Origin of the sequence: Citrobacter sp. XT1-2-2, assembly GCF_023516235.1 — a bacterium.
Taxonomy (GTDB): Bacteria; Pseudomonadota; Gammaproteobacteria; order Enterobacterales; family Enterobacteriaceae; genus Citrobacter; species Citrobacter werkmanii.
The window spans coordinates 1,139,758-1,165,564 of sequence record NZ_CP097324.1; the positions used below are offsets into that span (position 1 = coordinate 1,139,758).

A 25,807-nucleotide genomic window follows, 5' to 3' on the forward strand; every position below is an offset into this window, starting at 1 on the left:
CGTCTTATCCGGCCTACAGGAGAACACATCCCAGGCCGGAGAAAGCATTTTTGCCGCCATCCGGCAGGGCAGAATTACATGCGCATCCCAACCGCCAGGCGGTTGAAGCAGTTCATCAGGCTGATGGCAAACGTCAGATCGCTGATTTCTTTCGCGCTAAAATGGTCGAGCAGCGGCAGATAAACATCATCTTCCGCGTGGGTGCTGGCGATATGAGTGACCGATTCGGCCCACGCCAGCGCCGCACGTTCCTGTTCACTGAAGTGGTGGCTCACTCGCCAACCTGCCAGCGCGTCGAGTTTGGCCTGCGCAACGCCTGCTTTGCGTAGCGCCTTACTGTGCATTTCCAGGCAAAATGCGCAGCCGTTGATTTGCGAGACCCGCAGGTAAACCAGTTCCGTCAGCGTAGGTTCCAGTGCGCAATTTTCCAGCGCTTTGCTGGCCTGAACCAGAGCGTTATAGATTTCAGGACTGAGTTCATAATAGGGCTGGCGTAACATTGTCATGGTATTTCTCCTCGTTTGGATAACCTGCAATGTAGCACTATAATGGACTGCTACAGAGGGCCATATTTTTGCAAAAAAAGCAGACCATAAATGCCGCGCTATCAACAAATCGCCCGCCAGTTAAAAAATGCCATTGAGACAGGTGAACTCAAACCAGGCGCAAGATTGCCCTCCAGCCGGACGTGGTCCCAGGAACTCGGTGTTTCGCGTTCGACGGTGGAACATGCCTATGCCGAGCTGGTGGCGCAGGGCTGGCTGGCTCGACGTGGGCAGGCGGGAACTTTTGTCAGTGAGCAATTGCGACCAGAGACCGCGCCTGCGGCTCCCGCTATCTTCGCAGGAGAAAATCCCAGACCCCAACCTTTTCAGATGGGGCTACCCGCACTCGATCTCTTCCCGCGTGAAGTATGGGCGCGGGTGATGGGCCGACGTTTACGCACCCAAACGCGTTTTGATCTGGCGGTGGGGGAGGTTTGCGGCGAAAGGGTGCTGCGTCAGGCGATTGTTGATTACCTGCGCGTTTCACGCAGCATTGAGTGCCAGCCGGAGCAGGTTTTTATCACCTCTGGCTATGCGGCATCGATGACGTTAATTCTGCGCGCGCTGTCTCAACCCGGTGAAGGGATGTGGGTCGAAGATCCCGGGTTTCCGTTGATCCGACCGGTGGTGGCTCAGGAGCGAATTGCGCTGATGCCGGTTCCTGTTGATGCCAATGGTCTGGATGTCTGCGCTGGGATCCGCGATTACCCGCAGGCGCGCTTTGTTTTGCTTACACCCGCGCATCAAAGCCCGCTGGGTGTGGCCCTTTCATTGGAGCGTCGCCATCAGTTGCTGGAGTGGGCGGCCCGCACCCAGGCATGGATTATTGAAGATGACTATGACAGTGAATTTCGCTACCACGGTAAACCGTTGCCGCCGTTGAAAAGCCTGGATGCGCCGCAGCGGGTGATTTATGCCGGAACGTTCAGCAAATCAATGTTTCCTGCGCTACGCACGGCATGGCTGGTGGTGCCCATGACTCAGGTCGAGCATTTTCGCCAGCAGGTGGCGCTGGCGGCCTGTAGCGTTCCGGTTTTATGGCAACAAACGCTGGCGGATTTTATGCGCGAGGGGCACTTCTGGCGGCACTTAAAACGCATGCGTCAACATTATGCCCAGCGACGTCAGTGGATGGTAAATGCTCTGACCGAACACGGTTTTAGCGTGCTCCCGCAAGAGGGTGGGATCCAACTGGTGATGAGTGTAGACGCAGACGATGTTGCGTTAGTACGTAAAGCGAATCGGGCAGGTCTGGCCGTACAGGCCTTGAGCCAGTGGCGTATAACGCCGAACGGACAAGGGGGAATATTATTGTCATTTACCAATATTAGCTCAGCGGAAATGGCGCAGCAGGCGGCCTATCAATTGCGGCAGGCGCTGACATAAATCTGCACGGTTCTTAAGATATTAGTCCCACCGTCTTCACTCGTTTATGGACTTTTCTGAAAGCGTTGCTAATGCTGAATCAGGTAAGGTAAGCCCGCAGTAAAAGATAACGAGGAAAATAATATGTATTTACGACCTGATGAGGTGGCGCGCGTACTTGAAAAAGTGGGCTTTACCGTTGATGTAGTGACGCCGAAAACGTACGGCTATCGACGTGGTGAAAATTATGTGTACGTTAACCGGGAAGCACGTATGGGACGTACCGCATTAGTCATCCATCCCACGCTTAAAGAGCGCAGCTCTTCACTGGCGGAACCTGCGACAGACATTAAAACCTGCGATCACTACCAGCAATTCCCGTTGTATTTAGCCGGAGAGACCCATGAGCATTATGGTATTCCGCACGGCTTCAGTTCGCGTATTGCACTTGAGCGTTATCTGAGTGGGTTATTTGGCGACGTTAACGCTAACTAATAACGCGACTGGCAGGGCCAGTCGCGAAGAGGCGTGTCAGGCTTTAGCCTGGTGATAGCTGCTGACCTTAAACAGGCGGCGGCAATAATCAAGGAAGTAGCCGTATACTGCGCCCATCAGCATCGATACCACGATGTTCGAACTTACCGCAGCCGTAATCTGGTGCCAGTCCGCGCCAACCGTCAACAGAATAATCACGTAAACCGGCGACTGGAAGGTGACATAAGCCAGCACGTCCGCCAGGTTTTTTGCCCATCCTGCCTGCGTGGCTTTACGTGCCGCGCGCATAAACAAATCACGGTACATGCCGTATGGCCAGGCGATCAGAATATTGACAGGGATGGCCACCAGTCTGGAGTACAGTGACTGTTCAAAGCTCATTCCAGAAAGGAATATCTCGATCAACATGTTCACGACAGAACAATAAACAACCATCGCGAACGTGTCTGCTACAGCATGACGCAAGCGTGACTGCGGAGAGAACATGTTAATGCTCCTTGTAAAAAGGGGAAAAAAGGTTTTGAATACCTTTAATGCTAGTGATTTGTCTTGCTGCTTTCGCGTTTCAATAGGATATCTGCCTGGATAATAACTAGCAACTAGCTTAAAATTTTTATTTATTGTCTTTTTGTCGATAAAATGCTCTGCATTGGTTTGATTTTTGTTCGTTTTGGTGTTTTCGTTGTTCTGCTGATTAAAAGTATTTTATATCAATAGGTTATGAAGACTTGTTTTTCTGAATTTTTTGCGCTCCTTTTCTGAAAGTTGACTGATGTTCAGAATGTGCGCGTGCCGGCCCCGGGCAATAAAGTGATGTGTTTATCAGACGATGTGCTGAGACGTCATGCGAGTATATTTACAGTGACTATCCTGGGAATATAAAATATTTGATGTCAGGTTTCAGGATAGCCATTTAAATAACGGGATTGGCTATTTGTTTTATAATCTTCGAAAAAATTAGACTGGAAAAATAATAATCAGTTGCATACAATATTTAGCGTGATACCATTTTTACGTTAAAGAGGTTTTGTTAATATGAGTTCAATGTTAAAAAACTTAAATAATATCCGCTCGCTGCGTGTAATGGCACGTGAATTTTCCGTTGATGTGCTGGAAGATATGCTCGAAAAATTCAGAGTAGTGACTAAAGAACGCCGCGATGAAGAAGAACAGCTACAGCGCCAGCGTGCAGAACAGCAGGAAAAAATTAATAATTTGCTGGCCCTGATGCAGGCCGATGGGATCAATCCGGAAGAGCTGCTGAGTATGACCCCAGCGACATCGCGGGCAGTCAAAAAACGTCAACCACGCCCGGCGAAATATCGTTTTACCGATTTCGACGGTGAAACAAAAACATGGACCGGACAAGGTCGGACACCAAAGCCAATTGCCCAGGCGCTGGCTGCCGGTAAATCTCTTGATGACTTTTTAATCTAATTATAAATGCGGTGAGGGTGACCTCACCGCCTGTTTTCAGCAAACGCCGAAATCACCGTCTTCGGTATATCGCGTCACGTCAGCTGCTTTCAGTGTGAATTTTTCACCGCTTTCATTACTGGCTTGTACCGCCACAATTTGATCTTCGTTGACTTCGACTACTTTCAGTTTAGGTCCGCCCATGCGTGGTTGAACCAGATCGCCAGGTTTAAACATATTGCGCTCCTTTATTTATCGCACAACTCACCATAGATCACGTCAATCGACGGGTACAGCGCTGTTTCAGGTATTACCGCTTAATGAGTACGCCGGTTCCAGGGCATTTTGTCCAGCAATCGCGCCATGCCGCAAAAGCCGGTGAGGCCAGCGAGTATCAGCCCGGCACCCACAAAACCGCTCAGCAGGAAGAAGGCGCTGTTGACGGCGTATCCGAGAATGACGCCGAGTAAGGCAAGGCTACCTGCGGCTATCTGCACCTGACGCATCAGCGGCAGTGGTTGTGAACTGTCTTTTGCCACCGGTAAACCTGCGGCTTTCCAGCCATCAATTCCACCTTCCAGCAACCAGACCTGCGCAGGCGCGGCAATGGCGCTGAGTTTGTTCGCTGCATTTTGTGTGCGTTTGCCTGACTGGCAGTGAAAAATCACCTGCTCGGCGCGTAAATTCGCAGGCAACGATCCCTGCTCAAGCGTGGGTAACGGTGCCAGATGCGCCTCAGGAATATGCTCGTGCAGATACTCGTCGGCATCGCGGATATCAATCAGTTTCGCGCCTTGCGCGACCAGCGTCTGCGCCTCGCGCGGGGAAATCTTCCCAATGGTCATGATGGCTCCTTATGGGCAATACAGTGTTTTTAATGTGGCGATCAGCGAATTCACAGCCGCATTTTTAATGGAATAAAGGATGCGCTGGGCATCGCGCTGGCTGTCTATCAGACCTTCTTCACGCATACGTGCCAGATGCTGGGACGTGGCGGAAGGACTCAGTCCGGTAGCGCGTGCTAACTCGCCCGCGCTGGTACCGGGCGAACCGCAGAGCATGCACAAAATCAGCAACCGCTTCGGGTTACTCATCGCTTTAAGCAAAGCGGCAGCCTGTTCAGCGCTGGCCTGGAGTTGTTCAAGTTCAGTCATATGTATTTAAGCATAATCTAAATTAAGCAAATTCTAAAATAAAAAGCCAACGTACGCCAGCGTAAAGAGCGTAAAGGAGGGTAAAACAGCAGGGGAAGGCTGGCGGATTTGAGTAGAATGGCTACTCTTAGAGATAAAATCTCTTTTTAAACAATGATTAACTTTTTGCTTGTAGGGAGTGTGTATGGGTTTCTGGAGAATCGTTTTTACTATTATTCTGCCCCCGCTTGGCGTACTGCTGGGAAAAGGATTCGGCTGGGCGTTTATCCTTAATATCGTTCTGACGCTGCTGGGCTACATTCCTGGTTTGATCCACGCCTTCTGGGTACAGACGCGTAATTAATACTTCCTTTCATAAACGGCGCATTTGCGCCGTTTTCTTTGCCGTCCTCTCTCCTCTGCTACACTTCCTGGTGTTGCTTGTTAATAACCGAGGTGGATATGGGACTCTTCAATTTTGTGAAAGATGCAGGTGAAAAACTTTGGGATGCGGTCACCGGAAATCATGACACGGCCGATCTGGTGAAGAAGGTGCAGGAACACCTGAATAAAACCGGCATCCCTGATGCAGATAAGGTGAACGTGCAAATTAACGAAGGCAAGGCCACCGTTTCTGGCGATGGATTAAGCCAGGAAGCGAAAGAGAAAATCCTGATTGCGATTGGTAATATCTCCGGTATCGCCAGCGTGGACGATCAGGTTAAAACCTCTGCACCCGCGAGTGAAAGCCAGTTTTATACCGTGAAAGCGGGCGATACCCTGAGCGCTATTGCCAAACAGGTTTACGGTAACGCTAACCTGTACAATAAAATATTCGAAGCGAATAAACCGATGCTGAAAAGCCCGGATAAAATTTATCCCGGGCAGGTGTTACGTATTCCGGAAGAATAATGATGTGCGGGCTTATTCCGTCAGCAGCTTGCCGGACATCGCCTGTTGAATAATTGGAATCGGCGTCAGCAGGTGCTGGCGCATTAATTCGCTGGCGCGCACGGCATCGCGTGCCAGAATCGCTTCGGTCAGCGTTTGATGCTGATCGTGTTTATCTTCCAGCATCTCGACTGACAGCACCGTTTTACGTAGCCAGATAAACCGGTAACGTGCCGCTAAATCAAACAATCGTTCGCGCATTTGCAGCAGATATTGGGAACCGCAGCCGGCGACAATCGCCGAGTGAAAGGCCTGATGGCGCTGATCCCATTCATCAAGCATCTGTTCACTGGCGTCCACAGCTTCAAGCTTACTGAGCATATGCGCCCGTGCCAGAATCTCCGCTTCCCAGGCGTCGTCGCCGCGTTCGATGGCCAGTGCAACCAGCATGGCCTCCATATTGGCGCGGGCATCGAAAATATCGAGCAATTCCTGCGCGGACATCGGGGCGACACGATATCCTTTCTGATTAACCACCGTGACCAGTCGCTCCGCCACCAGCTGTGAAAGCGCTTCGCGCAGCGGTCCCACGCCAAGCTCATAGCGCGAGGTCAGCAGGCTCATACGCAGTTTCTCATCAGGCTGATAAATACCGCGGATGATGTCGTTCTTGAGCCAGCGGTATCCATCAATGGCCGTCGGTTGGGGAATGGCGGTCATGGTCTTACTCCTGAATAAATGTCCCGGCGTGTGCCGGGAACAGATTTAATGCGTATTTTGCAAGGGTGCTTTTTGCCACGATAGCAGTTTTTTCCAGCGTGCCATAATGGGCACCGTGCAAATAATTCCTATGGCTAACAACCCGGTAGAGATAACCTCCAACTGTTGCGCCGGGCGAAAGAGCATAACCACCAGCACAAAGATAATAAAGGCGATAACCAGCCAGGTCAGCCACGGATAAAGCCACATTTTCAGTTTAATTTCACCGCCTCGCGCCAGCAGAATTTTGCGCATCCGCAGTTGGGAAATCGCGATCACCAGATAAACCAACAGGGCGATGGCGCCGGAGCTGTCGATCAGGAATTTAAACACTTTGGCCGGGGCGTAATAGTTGACCACCACGGTGAGGAATGCCGCCCCCGTAGACAGCAACACCGCCACGTAAGGCGTTTTACTGCGGTTAGTTTTCCCCATAAAGGCGGGGGCATCGCCACGACGGCTCAGGGAATAGAGCATACGGGATGAGGTATACAGCGCGGAGTTCAGGCAACTGGTCACCGACAACAAAATGACGAAGTCCATGATCAACTTCGCGTGTGGGATATGCAATAACTCCAGTACCGAGCGGTAAGAACCCACTTCTTTTAGCCCCGGCATGTTCCATGGGATCAGCGCCACCACCACGAAAATGGAGCACAGATAGAAGATGGAGATACGCCAGATAACCGAGTTGGTGGCGCGGACGATGTGTTTATCCGGGGTATCGGACTCGGCGGCGGCGATGGTAACAATCTCTGCACCCATAAAGGAGAACATGGTGATCAGCATCGCGCTGAGTACGGCGCCAAAACCGTTCGGCATAAAGCCGCCCTGATCCCACAGGCGTGAAACGCCGCTAACCTCAGCATAAGGATAGAAACCGCTAATCGCCACCGCGCCGAGGACAATAAACGCCAGAATGGCAATCACTTTGCACAGCGCCAGCCAGAATTCGAATTCACCGTAATTTTTGACGCTCAGCAAATTACTGCCGGTTAATGCCAGCGTGATAACCAGAGAAAATAACCAGACAGGTATGCCTGGGATCCAGGAATGCAGAATGATGGCGGCAATATTGGCCTCCAGTGGGATAACCAACACCCAGAACCACCAGTACAACCAGCCGATGGTATAACCTGCCCATGGGCCAATGGCTTTATCGGCGTAGGTGGAGAAGGAGCCGGTATCCGGGGTGGCGACGGCCATTTCGGCCAGCATGCGCATAATCATCACCACCAACAGTCCGGCAAACAGATAAGCTAATAATACCGCGGGACCGGCTTCTGCAATCGCCACGCTTGAACCTACGAATAAACTCGCGCCGATAACCCCGGCAATAGACAGCATGGTGACGTGGCGTGATTTCAGCCCGCCCCCTAAATCATGTGATTGTGACACTTGCCCCATCTTGTAAACCTCTCGAAAGTATTTCACTTGGGAGAGCACCCCGGCATTCCCGCGCCGGGGCACGCGTATTATTGTTATTGACCCTATGTGCCGGATGGCGGCTCCGCCTTATCCGGCCTACGGATTGCTTTTTTGTATAGTTAGCCCTGCTTCGCCTCAGCAAAACACTGGGCGATGATATCCAGCCCCTGGCGAATTTGCGCATCTTCAATGGTCAGCGGGACAAGGATGCGCAGCACGTTGTAGTAAGGCCCGCAGGAGAGCAGGATCAGCCCTTTATCACGTGCGCGCGCCACCACTTCTGCGGTCAGCTTGGCGTCTGGTTTCGTATGGTCGCCGTCTTCGAACAGTTCGATGGCGATCATCGCCCCCAGCCCACGCACGTCGCCAATTTCGCGATGCGTTTCGGCGATAGCCAGCAGGCCTTCGCGCAGGGTTTGCCCCAGTTCGTTGGCCTTTTGCAGCAGATTTTCCTGCTCGAAAATGTTCAGCACCGCCAGCGCGGCGGCACAGGCAATCGGGTTACCGGCATAGGTACCGCCCAGGCCACCCGGCGGGATAGCGTCCATGACGTCGGCGCGACCGGTTACCCCTGCCAGCGGGAAGCCGCCAGCGATAGATTTGGCGAAGGTGGTAAGATCGGGCGCAACGCCCATCTGCTCCATGGCGAACAGCGTACCGGTGCGGCCCGCGCCGCTCTGCACTTCATCGGCAATCAGCATGATCCCGTGTTCGTCACAAATGGCGCGCAGACGCTGCATAAATGCCGGGGTGACCGCGTAAAAACCGCCTTCGCCCTGGACGGGTTCAATGACGATGGCGGCAACGTCTTCCGGCGCGGCATCATTTTTGAAGATGCGGTGAATACTGGCGATAGCATCATCTTCACTGATGCCATGCAGCGGGCAAGGAAAAAGTGCGCGATAAACATGGCCCGGCATCAGCCCCATTCCGGCGGAGTACGGGTTGACTTTCCCGGTCAGCGACAGGGTGTAGTGGGTACGGCCATGATAAGCGCCGCTGAAGGCGATCGTACCTGTACGTTTGGTGGCGGCGCGGGCAATTTTCACCGCGTTTTCCACGGCTTCAGAACCGGTGGTCACCAGCAGGGTTTTCTTGGCGAAATCGCCCGGCACTTTCTTGTTCATGATTTCGCACAGCTCCAGGTAGGGCTCATAGGCCAGCACCTGGAAGCAGGTATGCGACAGTTTTTTCAACTGCGCTTCTACCGCAGAGACAATCTGCGGGTGCAGGTGACCGGTATTCAGCACCGCAATACCGCCAGCAAAATCGAGGAATTCGCGGCCTTCAACGTCCCAGACCCGGCAGTTTTCTGCCCGCTCGGCAAAAATAGGGTGGATCTGTCCTACGCCACGGGGAACGGCGTTGCTGCGACGTTGCATGAGTTCTTTGTTGGTGCTCATCAGGTGTTCTCCAGTATTTGTTTTATTAAAGGCCGATACACATATATTTGATTTCTAAGTAGTCTTCGATGCCGTATTTCGATCCTTCACGGCCAAGACCGGAGGCTTTGATCCCACCAAATGGGGCGACTTCGTTGGAGATGATGCCGGTGTTAATCCCGACGATGCCGTACTCCAGCGCTTCGCCAACGCGGAAGACGCGGCTTAAATCACGGGCGTAGAAATAGGCTGCCAGGCCAAACTCGGTGTCATTGGCCTGGGCGATGACGTCAGCTTCGTCTTTAAAGCGAAACAGCGGCGCCAGCGGGCCGAATGTCTCTTCTTTGGCGACCTTCGCGTTGGCAGGTACATCGACCAGAATGGTGGGCTGGAAGAAGTTCCCGCCCAGCGCATGAGGTTTACCGCCAGCGATAATGCGTGCGCCTTTATCCAGGGCATCGGCGATATGCTCCTGCACTTTGGCAACCGCTTTCTCGTCGATCAGCGGCCCGGTGGTGACATCTGGTTGCAGACCATCACCGAGGCGCAGCTTGCTCACCGCCTGCTCGAGTTTTTCGGCAAACTGGTCATATACGCCGTCCTGCACGTACAGACGGTTGGCGCAGACGCAGGTTTGCCCCGCGTTACGGAACTTCGACGCCAGCGCGCCTTCCACGGCTTTGTCGAGATCGGCATCATCAAAGACGATAAACGGCGCATTGCCGCCCAGCTCCAGCGACACCTTCTTGATGTCTTTGGCACACTGTTCCATCAGCTGACGGCCAATTTCGGTGGAGCCGGTAAATGACAGTTTGCGCACCAGCGGGTTGCCGGTCAGTTCGTTGCCGACCGCGCTTGCTGAACCGGTCACCACGCTGAATACGCCAGCCGGGATGCCGGCGCGATTAGCCAGCTCTGCCAGCGCCAGCGCGGAATAGGGGGTCTGGCTGGCCGGTTTAAGCACCATGGTGCAACCCGCCGCCAGTGCCGGACCGGCTTTGCGAGTGATCATCGCCGCCGGGAAGTTCCACGGCGTAATCGCGGCGGTAACGCCGATCGGCTGCTTGATGACGATCAGACGCTTATCAGCCTGATGGCCGGGGATCGTGTCGCCATAAATGCGTTTGCCCTCTTCGGCAAACCACTCAATAAATGAGGCGGCATAGGTGATTTCGCCTTTGGCTTCCGCCAGCGGCTTACCCTGTTCCAGGGTCATCAGACGAGCAAGATCGTCCTGATGTTCAATCATCAGGTTGAACCAGCGACGCAGAATATTGGCCCGTTCTTTGGCGGTCAGCGCACGCCAGGCGGGTAGAGCGCGGTTCGCGGCGTTAATGGCTTCACGGGTTTCATCCGCCCCCATTTTCGGTACGCTACCCAATTGCTGACCATTGGCGGGATTCGTTACTGCGATGGTCTCGCCGTTGTTGGCGTCACGCCAGTTGCCGTCAATCAACGCCTGTTGGCGAAATAAGGTTGGATCGTTTAGTTGCATAATTACTTCCTGTCTTAATCATGTTAACGGGTGAATGCGGCGTGTAATGTCTCCACGCTACGTGCCGCACGCAGCGTGCGTCCGGGATTACTCTGGCTCTCCAGCAGCGCATGTACTTTGCCGACAATATGCGCGCCGATAGGGAGCGCTGACGTTGCTGCCGGAGAAGGGGCGTTGCAGGTATGAATGGAGCGTGGCGTTGTGACAAACAAGAAATCGTCGATCAGCTTGCCGTCCGGCGACACCGCCTGCGCCCGCACGCCCGCAGGCCACGGTTGCAGATCTTTCTGCGTCAGACTCGGACAGTACTTTTGCACCAGCCGTAGATAGCCGCTTTTGCACAGCGAATTCTTCATTTCGCCAAGCCCGGAGCGCAGGTTGTTTTGCAGCACGCGGCGGATGCCGGAAGAGCCGAAGATCTCCAGCGTATCGCTGAGTGAGAAATCGCGTTTACGGTAACCTTCGCGTTTAAATGCCAGTACCGCGTTGGGGCCCACCGTGACGCTGCCATCAATCATGCGGGTGAGATGCACACCGAGAAACGGCATCGCCGGATCGGGGATCGGGTAGATCAGATGATTGACTATCTGATTATGTTCTGACGCCAGACGGAAGTATTCGCCACGGAACGGACAGATGATAAAACCGGGTTCAACGCCGAGCATTTTCACCAGTCGATCGGCCATCAGGCCGGAACAGCTTATCAGCGTTGCGCCTTCATATTCGTGCCCCTGACGGGTATGGACGATCACGCCCGCGGCGTGTTCTCTCAGCGCGCTGACCTCGGCGTTGTAAATAATCTCACCGCCCTTGGCCTGGAAAATCTTCGCCATCGCGGCGGTTACTTCGCGGTAGCTGACGATCCCGCTCGACGGGACGAAAATGCCGCCCAGTCCGGTAATGTTGGGTTCACGCTCGCGTAGCTCCTGCGCATTCAGCCATTCGCGCTCCAGGCCGTTAGCAGCGGTGCGATCCCATAGCGCGCGCATACGCTCCATTTCCAGAGGGGAGGTGGCAACCAGCATTTTCCCGCAGACGTCGTAGCGGATGCCGTTTTGGTCGCAAAAGGCTTTGGTGGCGCGATTTCCGGCCAGGCAAAACTGCGCCTTCAGGCTGCCGGGCGTGTAATAAACCCCGGCATGAATCACGCCGCTGTTATGGCCCGTCTGGTGACAGGCCGGGTCGGACTCTTTTTCCAGCAGCGCGATTCTGGCGTCCGGATAGACATCAATCAGTTGCATGGCGGTCGACATGCCGATAATGCCGCCGCCAATAATCACAAAATCATACATCCGCTTTTTTCCTTCGCCCTTACTGATGGGTCTGGTAGTGGTTGCTCGCGTAAGCGAAATAACCACGCTGGCGCATCAGTTCGCGGCGCAGGTCAGGATGCGAGGTGAAGCGATCGCGGCCGTGCAGCCAGAACAGGTTGTTGATCAGCAGGAATTTACCCACGGGAACCGGAACGGAAATAATGTTCTTGCTGGTTTCCAGCGCATCGGACAAGTCGCTCAGCCAGACGCCTTCTTCATAGTCTTTCGGCTGGACGAACTGGTCGATGTAGCGCATTACCGGGCGGCCCTGCTGGTCAACGTCAAATACCGGATGGAACACATCCTTGCTGACGTTTTTGCTTGGCGGCGCGGCAAAGCGCATCGCGCGACGCGCCATCGGATGGGTAAAGTACTGCTCCAGATGTTCCCAGTCGTCGAGGTGCAGCAGCAGCGAATTACCGCCGGTCATGTTCTGCTCGTCGATCTTCATCATCAGCACGTAATCGGTGATTTCTTCAAGGTAGGTTCCGTCGTTATGTAGCTCCATAACACGGTGCGGCTGGCGCAGGTAGCTGTCTGAGTTATCGACGTTTTTCACCACAAAACGGGCATAGTATTGACCGCTCATCGCATCAAAATTGGAGCGTCCGATCAGATGCGCGACCGCCGTCGCCAGTTTGACCATTTCTTCAGCCTGGGCCACATCATCCACGCCGACGGCGTTAATCAGCAGCGCGCCTTCGGCACGATCGAGCAGCGTTTTCAGCAGCAGGGGCTGCAACTGGTTGCCGCATAAATCATCGAGGATCTTGCCCACTTTGAAGCGCAGGAAAGATTTGTATTCCAGGGCCTGCACCGGCCACTGCGCGACGGCCTGTAGAAATTGCTCAGTGGTCTCGGCAGAAAAAGTCAGCTCCAGCAGACGTGGAGACTGGACTGATGGTTTCAGTGTGAAACCTCTGTAGTGCTGGGCTGGATCTTCAGCGTTCGGTTGTACGGCAGTCAGTGCGTTCATCAAATCGATCCTCTCAGTAGATTGTCAGGGAGATATGGCGCAGCTCGTTTCGTAGCCATAAATTAAAAATATCTACATTTTTGAAAAACGCGCACACAATGAGCTTGTTTGTTTCTTATTTGTGATCAAAAACAACAATTATTTAACATTGCAAAAGGTGAGGATTTAGAAGCTGGATGGATACTGAGTGGCTATTTCAGGGGCAAAAGCCCCTGATTTTAAAGAGGAAGATAAGGTGTATTAATGTTCCAGGGCGATGGCGCAGACGTGTTCCACATGAGTCAGATCGTGATATAAGTCGGGCAAGGTCATCTTTTGACGAATTACGATTTTGAGATTAACTTCAATTTTGCCCTTCTTGATATCCCTGATAGTGATGTTTTCGATAATGTTTTTCTGTTGATGAATGCGGGTTATCAGACTTTCCACAGCGTTTCGTTCATCAAGAATAACCCGCACTTTCACTTTTCCGGGAAACTGGTTTCTGGTCTGTAAGAAGATAATGAATGGGCTTAGTTTGATCGCTAATAAAAATAAAGCCGTGGCAAAAACAGCATGAAAATAAAAACCGGCTCCGCAGGTGATTCCCACCCCTGCAGATGCCCAGACAATTGCCGCAGTCGTGAGACCAGAGATAGCATCGTCATGTCGGTGCAGAATGACTCCCGCACCGAGAAAACCAACGCCGCTGATAATCTGCGCCGCCAGGCGCATAGGATCGCTACGGATATTCATCGAAATTTCTGCATAGTATTCAGCAGATTGTATTGATACGACAGTTAATACACAGCTGGCTACGGATAAAATAACGCAGGTTTTGAAGCCGACCGGTTTCCCTTTCGATTCTCTTTCCAGGCCAATAATGCCACCCAGAATAAATGCAATACTGATTTTGATGATCGTAGTTAAAGGCAACAATCCTTGCTCATTGATGATGGCGGCCAGATTATTCATGCAATTACCTTAATGAGAGAGTCTTTAACGATCAGGAGTTTGCTTTTTTCAATGTGAGGTCCGTTTTGCGTTTCGAAATATCGTCCCGGAAGAAAATCAGGAAGAATACGCTGACCACTGCGGCAACGCCTGCTGAAACTAGCCAGAATGTTTCCCATTGTGGCAACGCCTCTGGACCTTGTTCCGTCACGGTGTTGTTAAAGATTTGCCCGCATACGGTGGAGGCAAATAGCAGACCAACGCCGTTGGAGACGATAAATCGCAAGCTTTGGGCTTGTGCTTTAATCTCTGGCGCTGCTTTACGGTCAACATAAATGTCGCCCACGGTAAAGAAAAAGTCCCAGCAGAATCCTTGTAACATCAGGCCGATCAGCACAAACATCATGTTGGCATCCAGCGAGGCATTAGCAAATAATAGTGTGCGGATGATCCAGCAGACGGCGCCTAACATCAGCGTGATTTTGAAGCCAGCTTTCAGTAAGAAGAACGACAGCAGGAACATGAAAATGACTTCACAGGCGATGCCAACCTGCATCATTGAGGCGGCGTTATCGAATCCAAGCGCTTTTAAAAAGACCGGGATATAGGCGGAATAAGCCGTTTTGGGGATCATCAGGACAAAAATACTGAGCATCAAAACCGAGAAGCTGCGGTCTTTGAAGAGCGCCAGAGCATCCAGACATAACAGATCGCGAAGCGTAAACACGCTTCCTTTTGCTTTCGGCGGGGTATTTGGCAACGTAAAACAGTACAGGCCGAGAACAACACCGGAGGCCGACGCAATATACCAGGTGATGGTATTTCCAGAATAACCCATTTCACCAATGATAAAGCCGATGACCATAAAGCCAAATGTGCCGAATACACGAATAAATGGGAAATATTTTACTCCGTTAATGTGGCTGAAACTGATACTGTTCGCCAGCGCAGTTGTTGGATAAAACAGCAGACCAACCAGGAAAATCATGGTTAACGTCATACCTGTGTTTTGTGCCTCAATAAATTGCGGAACAAACAACAGTACACCTGCATTAATTAAATGCAGGATCGCCATGACTTTTTGTGACGCAAAGAAGCGGTCGGCGACCATGCCAATAAATAGCGGGGAAAGAATAGTCGCCAGGCCAAGCAAAGCATAGGATGAGCCAATAATTGTTGCCATACCATAGGTGCTCAATACCAGCCCCATGGTCATATTCCAGGCACCCTGCATGAAATATTGTATGAACATCATAATCAACAGGCGTGGTGTTTTATTAAGGTCCATATTGCATATCCTTACTGGTTGATGCTCAGGTTAAGCCCGTCCCAGGCGACAAGAATGTTCTCTTTGTCGCATGCCGCAACGAGATCGTCGTGCAGCAGACCTCCGCTGTGTGATATATGCGAGACGATAAGTTGGCTATTTTTCTCAAGGCAACCGAGTTCCGCAAGCCTGTCTCTGGCGGCGAAGACGGTTTCCAGACTCATGTGGTTATTTGTACGATTATCACCATTAAAACCGTAGGTGCACTCCAGGACAGCCAGATCGATTTTTTTCCCTTTCAGCCACTGCCATGTGAGCTCAGGAAACCAGCCTGAATCATGTCCGTAGAAAATTGACTGGCCTTCTTTTTCAATAAACCAGGTATAACAAAGCTCCCACTTGGCATGGTTAGCCAGCAGCGGAGTGATGCGGTATCCGCGAGTTTCAACGGTCACGAAGGGCACCAGGCAATGAAAAGCAAATCTTTCAGCGCTGTAGCCTGGTAATACTTCCGCAGCACCGTTAATTGCACGGTCATTACCGAAAATGTGCAACGGATGAGTAATTTCAAATCCATACCCTTCCATACGGCTAAAAAGATCGCCGACGTTGAAATGATCGGGATGAGTATGTGTGAACAATAGCGATCTGATCTCTGTTGCATCCAGGCCATCTCGCAGCAGTTGTTGGCTGAATTCAGGCGCCACGTCAATGAGCAGTTCATCGTCGATAATCGCTGAAGAGTGTGTGCGTAAGTCTTTACTTTTACGAATGCGGGCTTGCTGGCAGTGCTCACAACGGCAAAAAGGATTGGGGATCCCTTCAGATGCAGCGGTACCCAGAAAATGAATCTTCATGTTTCCCTCTTAATGACAAATGTGATTGTTGTTTTTTTAGACGTTTATGTAATAAAACGTAATTGGAACGTGTCAATTATGGTTCCAGTATTTTATATGAACAACGATCTTTTGCCTCAGAAGTGATCCTCTTCAAAAATTATAAAATTTATACATATATTTCATTGTGTTAATGTTTTTACGTGAATGAGGTGTGTCTATCAATAGCGTCAGGCTTTTATTTTGACATGCTTATAAAATGCACTTTTTAATATTGTAACGTTCAAATTTTAGTGCTGAAGATAGTTTCCTGATGAGCGCCGTGCTAGCATCAAAGCATCAGGGGAAGGATGTAAAAATGCCAACTATCAAAGACATAGCAAGAATTGCCGGTGTGTCGCATGGGACTGTCTCGAATGTGCTCAATGGCAGAGGGAATGTAAGCGTCGAGAAGATTGAAGCGGTTCAACGTGCAGCCCGAGAAGTTGGCTATCAGTTGAATGCGCAGGCGCAATCGTTGAGAGCCAGCAAAAGTCAGGGAGTGGCATTGATTCTGCCCGACATCAATGCCGAACAGTACTTTCAACTCTATCGGGGATTGCATCAGGTTTGGCAGCCTTCATTAAGCGAACCGATCGACCTTTACCTGACCAACGATCTGCCTAATCTTGAGCTCGAGATTCTGCAAACGCTGGCGGCAAAGTCTTATCAGGCTGTTGTCTCGGTCAGTTGCCTGAATGACAGTCAGCCCTATTACGACTTGCTCAGGCTTTCCCCGGAAAATATTTTGTTTGCATATCGCCAGCCTGTCGGCGCAGTTTGTTATTTTAGCCTTGACTATGTCACTGCAGGCGAAGAAATAGCGAGGAGGGCGCTGGCGCAGCAGCCGGGCCATATTGGTGTTTTTTGCGAACGTCTGGAATTTTCCCATAGCGCGAGCTTTACTCAGGCGATACAGGAAACCTGCCGGGAATTAAGTCCGCATACGAAGCTTACGATTTTACCTGCACATGCCAGTGAAGCTAACACCGTCGCTTTTGACTTTTTTCGCGGGGCAATTCCCGATCTGTTTATTGTCCAGGACTCTGAGAGAACGCGAGCACTGACGCAAGCAGCCTGGTTTGGTAGCTCCCAGTCCTGCCCGCCGATATTGCAACTGAGTGATAATCTCCCTGCATCCTTCGACGGGATCACCAGCTACCAGATGGATTATGGTCGCCTGGGGACAACTATTGCCTCCAGTATTCGCCTGCCTAAAAGTAAAGAAAAGCATCGTATTCTGACAAATTGCGGTTTTTCCTGGAATGGACAGTACGTGCCGCCGCCTGAAACAGAGGCGACGCTGAATATGTTAATTTTACCGAGTCCTTCGACTGATGCGTTGAAGAAACTGTTACCCCACTTTTATCGCCAGACCGGTATTAAGGTAAATCTTGCGGTTTATCCCTATGATGAAGTTTTTGAAATCCTTTCCCACCTTCATCTACATCCTTATTACGATTTACTGCGAATCGATATGGCGTGTTTTCCGTGGTTTGCAGAGAAAGCTCTCTTGCCGCTGGAATCCGTCTCTTCTGAGCTTCCATTGCTGTTGGAAAATTTCTCTGAGCAAATTCAACAGCACTTCAGCATGGTGAATGGGACCGCATGGGCAATACCCTTTGATGCCAGTATGCAGCTTTTGTTTTATCGACGAGATCTGTTTGAAGACGCGACGATTAAACGGATGTTTTATGAAGCAACGGGAAAAGAGTTAACGCTGCCAGAGAGCTTTGCGCAATTTGATGAGATAGCGGCTTTCTTTAGTCAATTACATCAGCCAGAAAACAGACAGCGCCCGATGGGAACAGCGGTGACGCTGGGAAGCTCGGGGCTTATTGCTACCGAGTATCTGCTGCGTTACTACGCGCTCGGTGGGCGTTTGGTGCGCGAAGGCGAGCCGGTACAACTCGAGCCTTCACTTGCCGCAACTGCACTCGAACAATATCTACAACAGCTTTCTATCGCCGTGAATCTGCCCGGTGAGTGGTGGAGTGACGCGGTAAAACAGTTTGAGCGTGGAAATCTTGCCATGCTGATCATGTATCTCAATTTGTTCAACGATGTGGCGCACACGGCCATAGCGCCCACTATTGGCTATGCTCCCGTTCCGGGGCAACTTCCACAATTGGGGGGCGGTTCCATTGGAATGTCCCGCTACAGTAAAAAGAAAAAACAGGTTGAGCAGTTCTTTCATTGGCTTTATTCCGATGAAATTGCGCGCCATCTGGTTTTGCTGGGAGGAAATAGCGCCTGGTCTGGAATATGTCACGATCAAAACGTTCTCAATCTCTACCCGTGGTTTAATTTATTGAATGAAAAAGGCATGACGGGAATAAGGGAGTCTGAGGGAAGTAAAGGTGAACCTTTCAACCTGCGCCAGGCAGAGATTATTATCGGGCAAGGTGTGACGAATGCAATTAACGGCATTATGGATGTCACTCAGGCCGTGGAATATATTAATGCGCGAATAAGAAACGAAACGGGTGTCTGAAAATAGGCAGTGGCTTGCCTCTTACTGATGACGTAAGAGGCGAGGTCATGCTTTTATTAGTAACCTACTTTATAAGTACGCCCGGTTTGGATGCCTTCCACGCTGCGGCGATAGGCGTTGGCAACGGTAGCGGCCGGGACGCTTTCAAAACCCGGAAAGAAATCGTCGTAGGCTGCGGCGGATTCACTGAGCACGGTTGGGCTAATCAGGTTGATACGCAGCCCACGCCCCAGCTCACAGGCCGCCGCGCGAACAAATCCTTCCAGACCGGCATTGATCGTTGCCGCATTCACCCCCTGCGCGATGGGTTCATGGGCGATGATGCCGCTAATGAGCGTAATTGAGCCGCCATCATTGAGAAAATGCTGCCCGGTTAATGCCAGACGAATCTGGCCTAACAGCTTATCCTGTAACCCCTGGTTGAAGTCCTCGTCGGTCATCGTCGACAGCGGCCCAAAGAACAAATTGCCGGTGGCGGAAACGATCGCATCTACCCGTCCGACTTTTTCAAACAATGCCACGACACTTTCCTGGGAGGTGATATCAACCTGGTAATCTCCCTGCGTGCGGCCCACACGGATCACTTCATGTTTACGGCTTAATGCTTCCGTAACTGCGCGACCCACCGTACCGCTGGCACCAACAATAACGATTTTCATAACCACCTCCGCAATAGTGTGAGCCGCTATTCTTTAATGAAAATGAAATCGGATAAACTGGCCAAAAGTTAGATGATTACTAACCAGAGGTTTGCAATATGGATAAACTGCGCGGCATGGAAACGTTTATCGCGGTGGTGGAGAGCGGGAGCTTTACCACCGCGGCCACGCGACTGGGAATGTCTGCGGTGATGGTAGGGAAGTATATCACCCACCTTGAAGCGCAACTCGGTACGCGCCTGCTGGAGCGCAACACACGTCGCCAGAGTCTGACCGATGCCGGTCGTGTCTATTTTGAAGAAGCCCGGCGTGTGCTGGAACAGGTGTCGATAGCCGAACGCTCAGTGGAGCGTCTGCGGCTGGCGCCTGCGGGGACGCTGCGCATCAGCGCGCCAACCTCTTTTGGCGCCTGCGTTATCTCGCCGTTGGCCGCCTCGTTTTTACAGGCCTGGCCGGAAGTGCGCATTGAACTGGATCTGACCAATCGGATGGTCGATCTGGTGAATGAAGGGGTTGACCTGGCGATCCGCATTGGCGATATCCATCAGACTGATGTAGTGGCGAAATACCTGTGTCCGTACCGTATGGCGATTTGCGCGTCACCGGATTATCTCGCTCGTCATGGCACCCCCTTCACGCCCGCGGATCTGGTGGATCATTTGTGCCTGTCCCACACCGTGTGGACGGCCCGCAACGAATGGATGCTACCGGGCGCGGGGGGCGAAGTTCGATGGAAACGCGATGCGATCCTGCGCTGTAACGATGGTCATGGCCTGCGTATGGCGGCAGTGGCGGGGGCGGGGCTGTTGTTACAACCGGAGGTGCTGTTGGCGGAAGAGTTAGCTACTGGCAGGCTGGTGCGGGTGCTGGAGGCGTTTACGCCGCAGCCACGACCCATTCATCTGCTGTGGCGGCAAGATTTGCGTGCGTTGCCGAAGCTGACGCGGTTTGTCGAGCACGTTCTTAGTGCAGTTCAGGAATTAAGATGAAAATGCCGGATGGCCAGCGCCATCCGGCATATTACTAACCGATATCCACCTGCGGTTTGCTGTTACGCTTACGGATCAGGCGCAGCACCGGCGGGATAACGATAACCAGTACCGCCATCACCAGCAGCACTTTCGCTACGCCGCTGGCCCACAGAATATCCATGCTGCCGTTACTGATAGACAACGCCCGTCGCAGGTTCTGTTCCAGCATTTCCCCGAGAACGAAGCCTAAAATCAGCGGCGACATCGGGAAGTGCATCTTACGCAGAATGTAGCCCAGTACGCCAAGGGCGACCATCAACACCAGATCAAAGGTTGTGCTGTGAACGGCGTACACGCCAACCGCGGAGACTGCCGCGATAGCCGGTACCAAAAACCACAGCGGGATAGTCAGCATACGAGTAAACAGACCGATCAGCGGGATGTTCATCACCAGCAGCATCACGTTGGCAATCAGCAGCGCCGCAATCAGTCCCCAAACGATATCCGGCTGCTCGGTGAACATCGCCGGGCCAGGGGTGATGTTGTACAGGGTCAGCGCGCCCATCATCACTGCCGTGGTGCCGGAGCCTGGAACGCCGAGCGTCAGCATCGGAATAAAAGAGCCACAGGCCGAGGCATTGTTCGCGGCCTCAGGTGCCGCCACACCGCGAATATCACCCTTGCCGAAGCTGTCGCTGTTGCCGCTGAGCTTTTTCTCGGTCATGTATGTGATAGCGCTGGCAATGGTGGCGCCTGCGCCAGGCAGAACGCCGACGAAAAAGCCAATCACCGATGAACGCAGGGTTGCGCCTACGCACTGTGCGCCTTCTTTGGCGTTGAACAACATGCGGCCCGTTTTACGCACCAGCGTCTGGCCGCTGCTGGTATGTTCCAGCATTAACAGTATTTCTGAGACAGAGAACAACCCAATCACCACCACGATAAACTGCACACCGTCGGAGAGATGAACGCTGTCAAAGGTAAAGCGATAAACCCCGGTGTTGGCGTCCACGCCGACGGTCGCGAGGCCGAGACCGATAAGCGCTGCCAGAAATGATTTCAGCGGATTTTGCGCCATCATGCTGCCGAGGCAGGCAATGGCGAAAACCATTAAGGCGAAGTATTCGGCCGGGCCAAAGGACAGCGACCATTGGGCTAACGCTGGGGCAAACAAAATGATGCCGCCAATAGCGATAAGCGAACCAAAGAATGAGCTGACCGCCGAGATAGAGAGCGCAACGCCGCCACGCCCTTGCTGCGCCATCGGGTAGCCATCCAGCGCGGTCATAATCGCTGCCGCATCGCCGGGCACGTTCAGCAGGATCGAGGAGATACGCCCGCCGTATTCACAACCAATGTAGACCGTCGCCAGCAGGATCAACGCAGATTCAGCCGGCAGGTGCAAAGCGAAAGCCAGCGGCAGCAGGATCGCCACGCCGTTAATCGGCCCGAGGCCGGGCAGCAGCCCGACGATGGTGCCGACAAAGCAGCCAATCAAGGCGATAACCAGGTTTTCCGGCGTCATCGCCACCGCGAAACCCTGAGAAAGATAAATCCAGGTATCCATCGTTTCTCCGTTAACCCAGCCAGGCGCCGAGTGGTAAGGTGACGTCAAGCAGCCGGTCGAAGGCATACCACAACAGAATGCCGAGTACCGCGCCGGAAATACCCGCAGCCGGAATGGTTGCGCCGAACAGCATGCCAATCACCACGGTGAGAATGGCGGTGGCGATGGGAAAACCGAGCCATTCAAAACCCCAGGCGTACATCAACAGAACAATCACCATCGTCAGCAGCTTTTGCAGCACATGGCGGCGAGGCCAACTGATGGTGTCCGGGTGGCGCAACAGCAGCGCCACGGCGCATAACAGCATCAGACTGATAATGCCCAGCGGAAAGGGACGCGGGCCAACCGGCTCATAGCTGTATTCGCTGGTGATTTGCCAGGCCACGAACAGCCCGGCTATACAGAGCAACAGCCAGATACCTGCAAAAATACGATCGCTCATCATCTTTGCCTCTGCGCTTATTTCGCCAGACCGAAGGCTTTCGCCTGCTCACGATAATCCGTGACCTGCTTCTTCACGTACTCGTCGAGCTGCTTACCGCTCATGTTGAACTCGAACAGGCCGCGGAGATCGCGCTGCTTTTTAAATTCCTCAGTCTGCTGGAGTTTGTTAAAGGCATCGACCCACCACTGGTATTCGGCATCGCTGACTTTTGGTCCAACGTAGAAGCCGCGAATGATCGGCCACACCAGGTCGTAACCCTGCTCTTTGGCCGTTGGCACATTGGCTAACTGACCCGGCAGGCGTTCTTCAGAGAACACCGCGAGCACGCGGATTTTGTCGCCGCTGAGATAAGGCACCATCTCGCTGAGATCGCCGGAAACTACCTGCACGTGATTGCCCATCAGCGCGGTAACCGGTTCGCCGCCGCCCTCAAAGGCCACATAGCGCATCTTGTGCGGATCGACGTTGGCTTTTTGCGCCAGCAGCGCCGACTTCATCCAGTCCTGACTACCGATTGAGGCACCCGCGCCAATAACTACGCTGTTAGGATCTTTTTCCATTGCCGTCAGCAGATCTTTCAGCGTCTTCCATGGTGAGTCCTGGCGTACTGCTATCATGCCGTAATCCGTGCCCACGCTTGCCAACCAGCGCACGTCATCCACGCCATAGCGACCAAATTTACCTTGTGACAGGTTCAACAGGGAGCCGCCGGAGAAAGCCACCACGGTACCCGCTTCAGCCGGGCGTTGAGCGACGATTGCGTTATAGGCCACAGCGCCAACGCCGCCGGGCATGTAGGTTACGCGCATCGGTTTTTCGATAGCGCCGGTTTCCATCATGCTCACCTGAATCAGCTTGCAGGTGAGATCGAAGCCACCGCCGGGTTTCGCCGGGGCGATACATTCGGTGCGCGATGGCGCTTGTTCTGCCAGAACAGAGGTACTCATCAGTAAAATGCTTGCAGTAAGGGTACGAAGTAATTGTTTTTTCATTGTTTATCCTCACACCGGAAAACCGGATTTTCGGGTACGGAAGAAGATTTTTGTGATTATGTGAGCCGATGTGTAGCAGTTCGGTTGCGTGATTGTTAAAACATTAACCTTTCAATTCCCTTTCAATGCGGCAGAAACTTTACAGGATGTGATATGCGTCTCTTATTAGCGGAAGATAACCGTGAGTTAGCTCACTGGCTGGAGAAAGCGCTGGTGCAAAACGGTTTTGCCGTCGACTGCGTTTTTGATGGCCTGGCGGCCGACCATCTTTTACATAGCGAAACGTATGCGCTGGCGGTGCTGGACATCAATATGCCGGGGCTGGACGGTCTTGAAGTCGTCCAACGGCTGCGCAAGCGCGGTCAGACGCTCCCCGTTCTGCTGTTGACGGCGCGCAGCGCGGTGGCCGACAGGGTGAAAGGGTTAAACGTCGGGGCCGATGACTATCTGGCAAAACCGTTTGAAATCGAAGAGCTTGATGCCCGCCTGCGGGCTTTGCTTCGTCGCAGCGCGGGGCAGGTGCAAGGCATACAGCAACTGGGGGAGCTGGCGTTTCACGATGAAGGCTATTTTATGTTACAGGGACAGCCGTTGGCGCTTACGCCGCGTGAACAGGCTCTGCTGACGGTGCTGATGTACCGTCGCCTGCGTCCGGTTTCGCGCCAGCAGTTGTTTGAACAGGTTTTCAGTCTAAGCGATGAGGTCAGCCCCGAAAGTATCGAACTGTACATCCATCGTCTGCGTAAAAAACTTCAGGGAAGCGATGTGCGCATCGCCACGTTACGTGGTCTGGGCTATGTGCTGGAGCGTAGCGATGAAATGGGTTAAGCCCCAGTCGTTGTATCTGCAACTGCTGATGTTTCTGGGATTACCGCTGCTGTTGCTGTGGGGACTGTCGGCATTTAACAGCTATGTCAGCGCGTTACAGGCGGCGACGCAGGCGTATGATCGGACCCTGCTCTCGTCCGCCAGAACCGTCTCTGAGCGGTTAGTGGTACGTAATAAACGACTGGAAGTGAATGTGCCGTGGGTGGTGTTGGACAGTTTTGAACTGAATATGAATGACAGGCTGTATTACAAAGTGGTCGACCCGGCGGGGAAGGTGATATCAGGTTATGACGATTTACCTGCGATGCCGCCTGCAACCTCGCGCACCCGGCTTTATCCGGCGCTGGCGTGGTTTTATCACACTGAATATCGCGGCGAGGCAATCCGCGTGGCACGTCTTCTTCAGCCAGTCAACGAGGGCGGCATTACCGGTATGGCGGAAATTTATGTCGCTGAAACGCTACAATCGCGGCGGTATCTGGCGCGACAGCTGCTGTTCTCCTCGTGGGTTTCGCAAGGACTGCTGGTAATGCTCACGCTGGTGCTGGTTGGCTGGCTGCTGCGTCGGGTGCTACGTCCGATGCGCCAGTTGTCATCGCTGATGGTGCGTCGTGAGCCTGGGCTGCTGACGCCGTTGCCGGAGCTGTTGCCGTGGTCGGAAACCCGTCTGCTGATTGTGGCATTCAACCGCTATCTGGACCGACTTCGTGGCCTTATCTCTCGTCAGGAACGCTTCAGCGCGGACGCATCCCATCAGCTAAAAACGCCGTTAGCGGTACTGAAAACTCAGGCGGCGGTAGCCCTCGCCAGCCCGCAGCCTCAGCAATGGTTCGAGAGTTTACAGGCCATGAGCGTGACTCTGGATAACACTATTCAGCTGACGGAAAGGCTGCTTCAACTGTCGGCTGTTAAGCGCAAAGAGCAGGAAGAAAAGCACTTCTCACCGGTTAATTTGTATGAGGTGGTGCAAAGCAGCTGTTTTACCCGGCTGGCGCAGGCGCGCAGTAAAGCTATCGATCTGGGTTATGAGGGGGAACAGGGCGCGGTGTGGATTGAGGGCGATGAAGTCCTGCTCGGCGAGCTGTGTGGAAATCTACTGGATAACGCCCTGAAATACACCCCTGCGCATGGGGTGGTGACTGCCCGACTGCAGCGTGAAGGCGAAGCCGTGGTGCTGATGATTGAGGATAGCGGGCCAGGTATAGATGACCAGATGGTTCATCAGGCGATGCTACCGTTTCATCGACTTGATAACGTTGGCAATGTCCCTGGCGCAGGAATTGGTCTGGCGCTGGTTAACGACATTGCTCGCTTACACCGGACGCATCCGCAGCTGGCACGCAGCGAAACATTAGGTGGGTTAAGCGTGCGGGTGCGCTTTTTAAGCGTTGCTGCCTGATATGTTTTTATTGTGGCGCCGGCACTCAAATATAATTAAAAGTAATTAACTTTGTTATTGTTGCGTTTTTAAATATCACTATAAGGTATTTGTTGTTATTTAATTACAGCGTTTAGCCACAATGAAAGGTGGGTTCAGAATAAATCAAGCAAAGCCGTAGTGAAATTTGTCATACATAA

Annotated in this window: 27 protein-coding genes; 9 read left to right on the forward strand and 18 right to left on the reverse strand. The window is 52.6% G+C overall.

Features of this window, described 5'->3' with window-relative positions; all coding sequences use genetic code 11:
- Positions 1–74: 74 nt before the first annotated feature.
- Positions 75–506, reverse strand: coding sequence for a carboxymuconolactone decarboxylase family protein (locus M4I31_RS05450; RefSeq protein WP_038632976.1), 432 nt, complete (start codon positions 504–506; stop codon positions 75–77).
- Positions 507–596: 90 nt separating this feature from the next.
- Between M4I31_RS05450 and M4I31_RS05455 the strand changes: the two genes are divergently transcribed.
- Complete coding sequence (locus M4I31_RS05455; RefSeq protein WP_085048885.1) at positions 597–1,931, forward strand: PLP-dependent aminotransferase family protein; 1,335 nt, start codon at positions 597–599, stop codon at positions 1,929–1,931.
- A 123-nt stretch (positions 1,932–2,054) separates the two neighbouring features.
- Complete coding sequence (locus M4I31_RS05460) at positions 2,055–2,405, forward strand: DUF2002 family protein (protein ID WP_038632969.1); 351 nt, start codon at positions 2,055–2,057, stop codon at positions 2,403–2,405.
- Positions 2,406–2,441: 36 nt separating this feature from the next.
- On the opposite strand, the gene alaE is transcribed toward M4I31_RS05460, so the two are convergent.
- A complete protein-coding gene (alaE, locus tag M4I31_RS05465) occupies positions 2,442–2,891 on the reverse strand; it encodes an L-alanine exporter AlaE (protein ID WP_003037259.1) in 450 nt (149 codons plus the stop codon).
- A 549-nt stretch (positions 2,892–3,440) separates the two neighbouring features.
- Between alaE and stpA the strand changes: the two genes are divergently transcribed.
- On the forward strand, positions 3,441–3,842 hold the full coding sequence (gene stpA, locus M4I31_RS05470) for a DNA-binding protein StpA (protein WP_038632963.1): 402 nt from the start codon (positions 3,441–3,443) through the stop codon (positions 3,840–3,842).
- 36 nt (positions 3,843–3,878) lie between these two features.
- Here the strand turns inward: stpA and M4I31_RS05475 are convergent, their stop codons facing one another.
- The 3 genes from M4I31_RS05475 to M4I31_RS05485 all read right to left on the reverse strand — a co-directional run bounded on the left by M4I31_RS05475 (position 3,879) and on the right by M4I31_RS05485 (position 4,975).
- Positions 3,879–4,058, reverse strand: a complete 180-nt coding sequence (locus M4I31_RS05475) for a hypothetical protein (protein ID WP_038632960.1) — start codon at positions 4,056–4,058, stop codon at positions 3,879–3,881.
- 80 nt (positions 4,059–4,138) lie between these two features.
- Positions 4,139–4,666, reverse strand: coding sequence for a rhodanese family protein (locus M4I31_RS05480; RefSeq protein WP_038632958.1), 528 nt, complete (start codon positions 4,664–4,666; stop codon positions 4,139–4,141).
- A 9-nt stretch (positions 4,667–4,675) separates the two neighbouring features.
- Positions 4,676–4,975, reverse strand: coding sequence for a helix-turn-helix transcriptional regulator (locus tag M4I31_RS05485; protein ID WP_006687216.1), 300 nt, complete (start codon positions 4,973–4,975; stop codon positions 4,676–4,678).
- A 184-nt stretch (positions 4,976–5,159) separates the two neighbouring features.
- Between M4I31_RS05485 and M4I31_RS05490 the strand changes: the two genes are divergently transcribed.
- Together M4I31_RS05490 and lysM are read left to right on the forward strand one after the other, a co-directional pair.
- Entirely contained in the window at positions 5,160–5,318 is a 159-nt protein-coding gene (locus M4I31_RS05490) for a YqaE/Pmp3 family membrane protein (protein WP_038632951.1), read from the forward strand.
- Between the two features lie 98 nt (positions 5,319–5,416).
- Positions 5,417–5,866 carry a peptidoglycan-binding protein LysM gene (gene lysM, locus M4I31_RS05495; RefSeq protein ID WP_085048886.1) on the forward strand — a complete coding sequence of 150 codons (450 nt, stop codon included), beginning with the start codon at positions 5,417–5,419 and terminating at the stop codon, positions 5,864–5,866.
- Between the two features lie 12 nt (positions 5,867–5,878).
- On the opposite strand, the gene csiR is transcribed toward lysM, so the two are convergent.
- The 9 genes from csiR to M4I31_RS05540 form a co-directional block, all read right to left on the reverse strand.
- A complete protein-coding gene (gene csiR, locus M4I31_RS05500) occupies positions 5,879–6,565 on the reverse strand; it encodes a DNA-binding transcriptional regulator CsiR (RefSeq protein WP_085048887.1) in 687 nt (228 codons plus the stop codon).
- Positions 6,566–6,610: 45 nt separating this feature from the next.
- Complete coding sequence (gabP, locus tag M4I31_RS05505) at positions 6,611–8,011, reverse strand: GABA permease (RefSeq protein WP_069324592.1); 1,401 nt, start codon at positions 8,009–8,011, stop codon at positions 6,611–6,613.
- 140 nt (positions 8,012–8,151) lie between these two features.
- Positions 8,152–9,435, reverse strand: a complete 1,284-nt coding sequence (gabT, locus tag M4I31_RS05510; protein ID WP_038632940.1) for a 4-aminobutyrate--2-oxoglutarate transaminase — start codon at positions 9,433–9,435, stop codon at positions 8,152–8,154.
- A gap of 25 nt (positions 9,436–9,460) precedes the next feature.
- Complete coding sequence (gene gabD / locus M4I31_RS05515) at positions 9,461–10,909, reverse strand: NADP-dependent succinate-semialdehyde dehydrogenase (protein ID WP_069324593.1); 1,449 nt, start codon at positions 10,907–10,909, stop codon at positions 9,461–9,463.
- A gap of 23 nt (positions 10,910–10,932) precedes the next feature.
- Entirely contained in the window at positions 10,933–12,201 is a 1,269-nt protein-coding gene (gene lhgO / locus M4I31_RS05520) for an L-2-hydroxyglutarate oxidase (protein WP_085048888.1), read from the reverse strand.
- Positions 12,202–12,220: 19 nt separating this feature from the next.
- Entirely contained in the window at positions 12,221–13,198 is a 978-nt protein-coding gene (gene glaH, locus M4I31_RS05525; protein WP_085048889.1) for a glutarate dioxygenase GlaH, read from the reverse strand.
- A gap of 240 nt (positions 13,199–13,438) precedes the next feature.
- Positions 13,439–14,152, reverse strand: a complete 714-nt coding sequence (locus M4I31_RS05530; protein WP_038632928.1) for an MgtC/SapB family protein — start codon at positions 14,150–14,152, stop codon at positions 13,439–13,441.
- Positions 14,153–14,183: 31 nt separating this feature from the next.
- Complete coding sequence (locus M4I31_RS05535) at positions 14,184–15,419, reverse strand: MFS transporter (protein WP_038632926.1); 1,236 nt, start codon at positions 15,417–15,419, stop codon at positions 14,184–14,186.
- Between the two features lie 11 nt (positions 15,420–15,430).
- Positions 15,431–16,255 carry an MBL fold metallo-hydrolase gene (locus M4I31_RS05540; RefSeq protein WP_069324595.1) on the reverse strand — a complete coding sequence of 275 codons (825 nt, stop codon included), beginning with the start codon at positions 16,253–16,255 and terminating at the stop codon, positions 15,431–15,433.
- A 337-nt stretch (positions 16,256–16,592) separates the two neighbouring features.
- Here M4I31_RS05540 and M4I31_RS05545 point away from each other — a divergent pair, with 337 nt between their 5' ends.
- Complete coding sequence (locus tag M4I31_RS05545) at positions 16,593–18,767, forward strand: extracellular solute-binding protein (protein ID WP_176281238.1); 2,175 nt, start codon at positions 16,593–16,595, stop codon at positions 18,765–18,767.
- 56 nt (positions 18,768–18,823) lie between these two features.
- On the opposite strand, the gene M4I31_RS05550 is transcribed toward M4I31_RS05545, so the two are convergent.
- Positions 18,824–19,426 (reverse strand): short chain dehydrogenase, encoded by a 603-nt coding sequence (locus tag M4I31_RS05550; RefSeq protein ID WP_085048891.1) that lies wholly within the window; start codon positions 19,424–19,426, stop codon positions 18,824–18,826.
- Positions 19,427–19,524: 98 nt separating this feature from the next.
- Between M4I31_RS05550 and M4I31_RS05555 the strand changes: the two genes are divergently transcribed.
- Entirely contained in the window at positions 19,525–20,415 is an 891-nt protein-coding gene (locus tag M4I31_RS05555) for a LysR family transcriptional regulator (protein WP_085048892.1), read from the forward strand.
- 34 nt (positions 20,416–20,449) lie between these two features.
- Here M4I31_RS05555 and M4I31_RS05560 read toward each other — a convergent pair whose 3' ends face one another.
- Genes M4I31_RS05560 through M4I31_RS05570 form a run of 3 tightly spaced genes read right to left on the reverse strand, consistent with a single transcriptional unit; the run spans position 20,450 to position 23,401 of the window.
- Positions 20,450–21,964: a tripartite tricarboxylate transporter permease gene (locus M4I31_RS05560; RefSeq protein ID WP_069324599.1), complete on the reverse strand. Its 1,515-nt coding sequence runs from the start codon at positions 21,962–21,964 to the stop codon at positions 20,450–20,452.
- A 10-nt stretch (positions 21,965–21,974) separates the two neighbouring features.
- Positions 21,975–22,409, reverse strand: a complete 435-nt coding sequence (locus tag M4I31_RS05565) for a tripartite tricarboxylate transporter TctB family protein (RefSeq protein ID WP_087856208.1) — start codon at positions 22,407–22,409, stop codon at positions 21,975–21,977.
- 14 nt (positions 22,410–22,423) lie between these two features.
- The gene (locus M4I31_RS05570; protein WP_038632908.1) at positions 22,424–23,401 is read right to left on the reverse strand and encodes a tripartite tricarboxylate transporter substrate binding protein; all 978 of its coding nucleotides are present in this window, start codon (positions 23,399–23,401) and stop codon (positions 22,424–22,426) included.
- Between the two features lie 153 nt (positions 23,402–23,554).
- Between M4I31_RS05570 and tctD the strand changes: the two genes are divergently transcribed.
- Together tctD and M4I31_RS05580 are read left to right on the forward strand one after the other, a co-directional pair.
- Positions 23,555–24,229, forward strand: coding sequence for a transcriptional regulator TctD (gene tctD / locus M4I31_RS05575; protein WP_069324600.1), 675 nt, complete (start codon positions 23,555–23,557; stop codon positions 24,227–24,229).
- Positions 24,216–25,628 (forward strand): sensor histidine kinase, encoded by a 1,413-nt coding sequence (locus M4I31_RS05580; protein WP_085048893.1) that lies wholly within the window; start codon positions 24,216–24,218, stop codon positions 25,626–25,628. The genes tctD and M4I31_RS05580 overlap by 14 nt, the downstream gene beginning before the upstream one ends.
- The last annotated feature ends 179 nt before the right edge of the window (positions 25,629–25,807 follow it).

What these genes read in the sequence shown, in the direction of transcription:
- M4I31_RS05450 (WP_038632976.1), bottom strand. Translation starts at nt 506, where the DNA reads ATGACAATGTTACGCCAGCCCTATTATGAACTCAGTCCTGAAATCTAT.
- M4I31_RS05455 (WP_085048885.1), top strand. Translation starts at nt 597, where the DNA reads ATGCCGCGCTATCAACAAATCGCCCGCCAGTTAAAAAATGCCATTGAG.
- M4I31_RS05460 (WP_038632969.1), top strand. Translation starts at nt 2,055, where the DNA reads ATGTATTTACGACCTGATGAGGTGGCGCGCGTACTTGAAAAAGTGGGC.
- alaE (WP_003037259.1), bottom strand. Translation starts at nt 2,891, where the DNA reads ATGTTCTCTCCGCAGTCACGCTTGCGTCATGCTGTAGCAGACACGTTC.
- stpA (WP_038632963.1), top strand. Translation starts at nt 3,441, where the DNA reads ATGAGTTCAATGTTAAAAAACTTAAATAATATCCGCTCGCTGCGTGTA.
- M4I31_RS05475 (WP_038632960.1), bottom strand. Translation starts at nt 4,058, where the DNA reads ATGTTTAAACCTGGCGATCTGGTTCAACCACGCATGGGCGGACCTAAA.
- M4I31_RS05480 (WP_038632958.1), bottom strand. Translation starts at nt 4,666, where the DNA reads ATGACCATTGGGAAGATTTCCCCGCGCGAGGCGCAGACGCTGGTCGCG.
- M4I31_RS05485 (WP_006687216.1), bottom strand. Translation starts at nt 4,975, where the DNA reads ATGACTGAACTTGAACAACTCCAGGCCAGCGCTGAACAGGCTGCCGCT.
- M4I31_RS05490 (WP_038632951.1), top strand. Translation starts at nt 5,160, where the DNA reads ATGGGTTTCTGGAGAATCGTTTTTACTATTATTCTGCCCCCGCTTGGC.
- lysM (WP_085048886.1), top strand. Translation starts at nt 5,417, where the DNA reads ATGGGACTCTTCAATTTTGTGAAAGATGCAGGTGAAAAACTTTGGGAT.
- csiR (WP_085048887.1), bottom strand. Translation starts at nt 6,565, where the DNA reads ATGACCGCCATTCCCCAACCGACGGCCATTGATGGATACCGCTGGCTC.
- gabP (WP_069324592.1), bottom strand. Translation starts at nt 8,011, where the DNA reads ATGGGGCAAGTGTCACAATCACATGATTTAGGGGGCGGGCTGAAATCA.
- gabT (WP_038632940.1), bottom strand. Translation starts at nt 9,435, where the DNA reads ATGAGCACCAACAAAGAACTCATGCAACGTCGCAGCAACGCCGTTCCC.
- gabD (WP_069324593.1), bottom strand. Translation starts at nt 10,909, where the DNA reads ATGCAACTAAACGATCCAACCTTATTTCGCCAACAGGCGTTGATTGAC.
- lhgO (WP_085048888.1), bottom strand. Translation starts at nt 12,201, where the DNA reads ATGTATGATTTTGTGATTATTGGCGGCGGCATTATCGGCATGTCGACC.
- glaH (WP_085048889.1), bottom strand. Translation starts at nt 13,198, where the DNA reads ATGAACGCACTGACTGCCGTACAACCGAACGCTGAAGATCCAGCCCAG.
- M4I31_RS05530 (WP_038632928.1), bottom strand. Translation starts at nt 14,152, where the DNA reads ATGAATAATCTGGCCGCCATCATCAATGAGCAAGGATTGTTGCCTTTA.
- M4I31_RS05535 (WP_038632926.1), bottom strand. Translation starts at nt 15,419, where the DNA reads ATGGACCTTAATAAAACACCACGCCTGTTGATTATGATGTTCATACAA.
- M4I31_RS05540 (WP_069324595.1), bottom strand. Translation starts at nt 16,255, where the DNA reads ATGAAGATTCATTTTCTGGGTACCGCTGCATCTGAAGGGATCCCCAAT.
- M4I31_RS05545 (WP_176281238.1), top strand. Translation starts at nt 16,593, where the DNA reads ATGCCAACTATCAAAGACATAGCAAGAATTGCCGGTGTGTCGCATGGG.
- M4I31_RS05550 (WP_085048891.1), bottom strand. Translation starts at nt 19,426, where the DNA reads ATGAAAATCGTTATTGTTGGTGCCAGCGGTACGGTGGGTCGCGCAGTT.
- M4I31_RS05555 (WP_085048892.1), top strand. Translation starts at nt 19,525, where the DNA reads ATGGATAAACTGCGCGGCATGGAAACGTTTATCGCGGTGGTGGAGAGC.
- M4I31_RS05560 (WP_069324599.1), bottom strand. Translation starts at nt 21,964, where the DNA reads ATGGATACCTGGATTTATCTTTCTCAGGGTTTCGCGGTGGCGATGACG.
- M4I31_RS05565 (WP_087856208.1), bottom strand. Translation starts at nt 22,409, where the DNA reads ATGATGAGCGATCGTATTTTTGCAGGTATCTGGCTGTTGCTCTGTATA.
- M4I31_RS05570 (WP_038632908.1), bottom strand. Translation starts at nt 23,401, where the DNA reads ATGAAAAAACAATTACTTCGTACCCTTACTGCAAGCATTTTACTGATG.
- tctD (WP_069324600.1), top strand. Translation starts at nt 23,555, where the DNA reads ATGCGTCTCTTATTAGCGGAAGATAACCGTGAGTTAGCTCACTGGCTG.
- M4I31_RS05580 (WP_085048893.1), top strand. Translation starts at nt 24,216, where the DNA reads ATGAAATGGGTTAAGCCCCAGTCGTTGTATCTGCAACTGCTGATGTTT.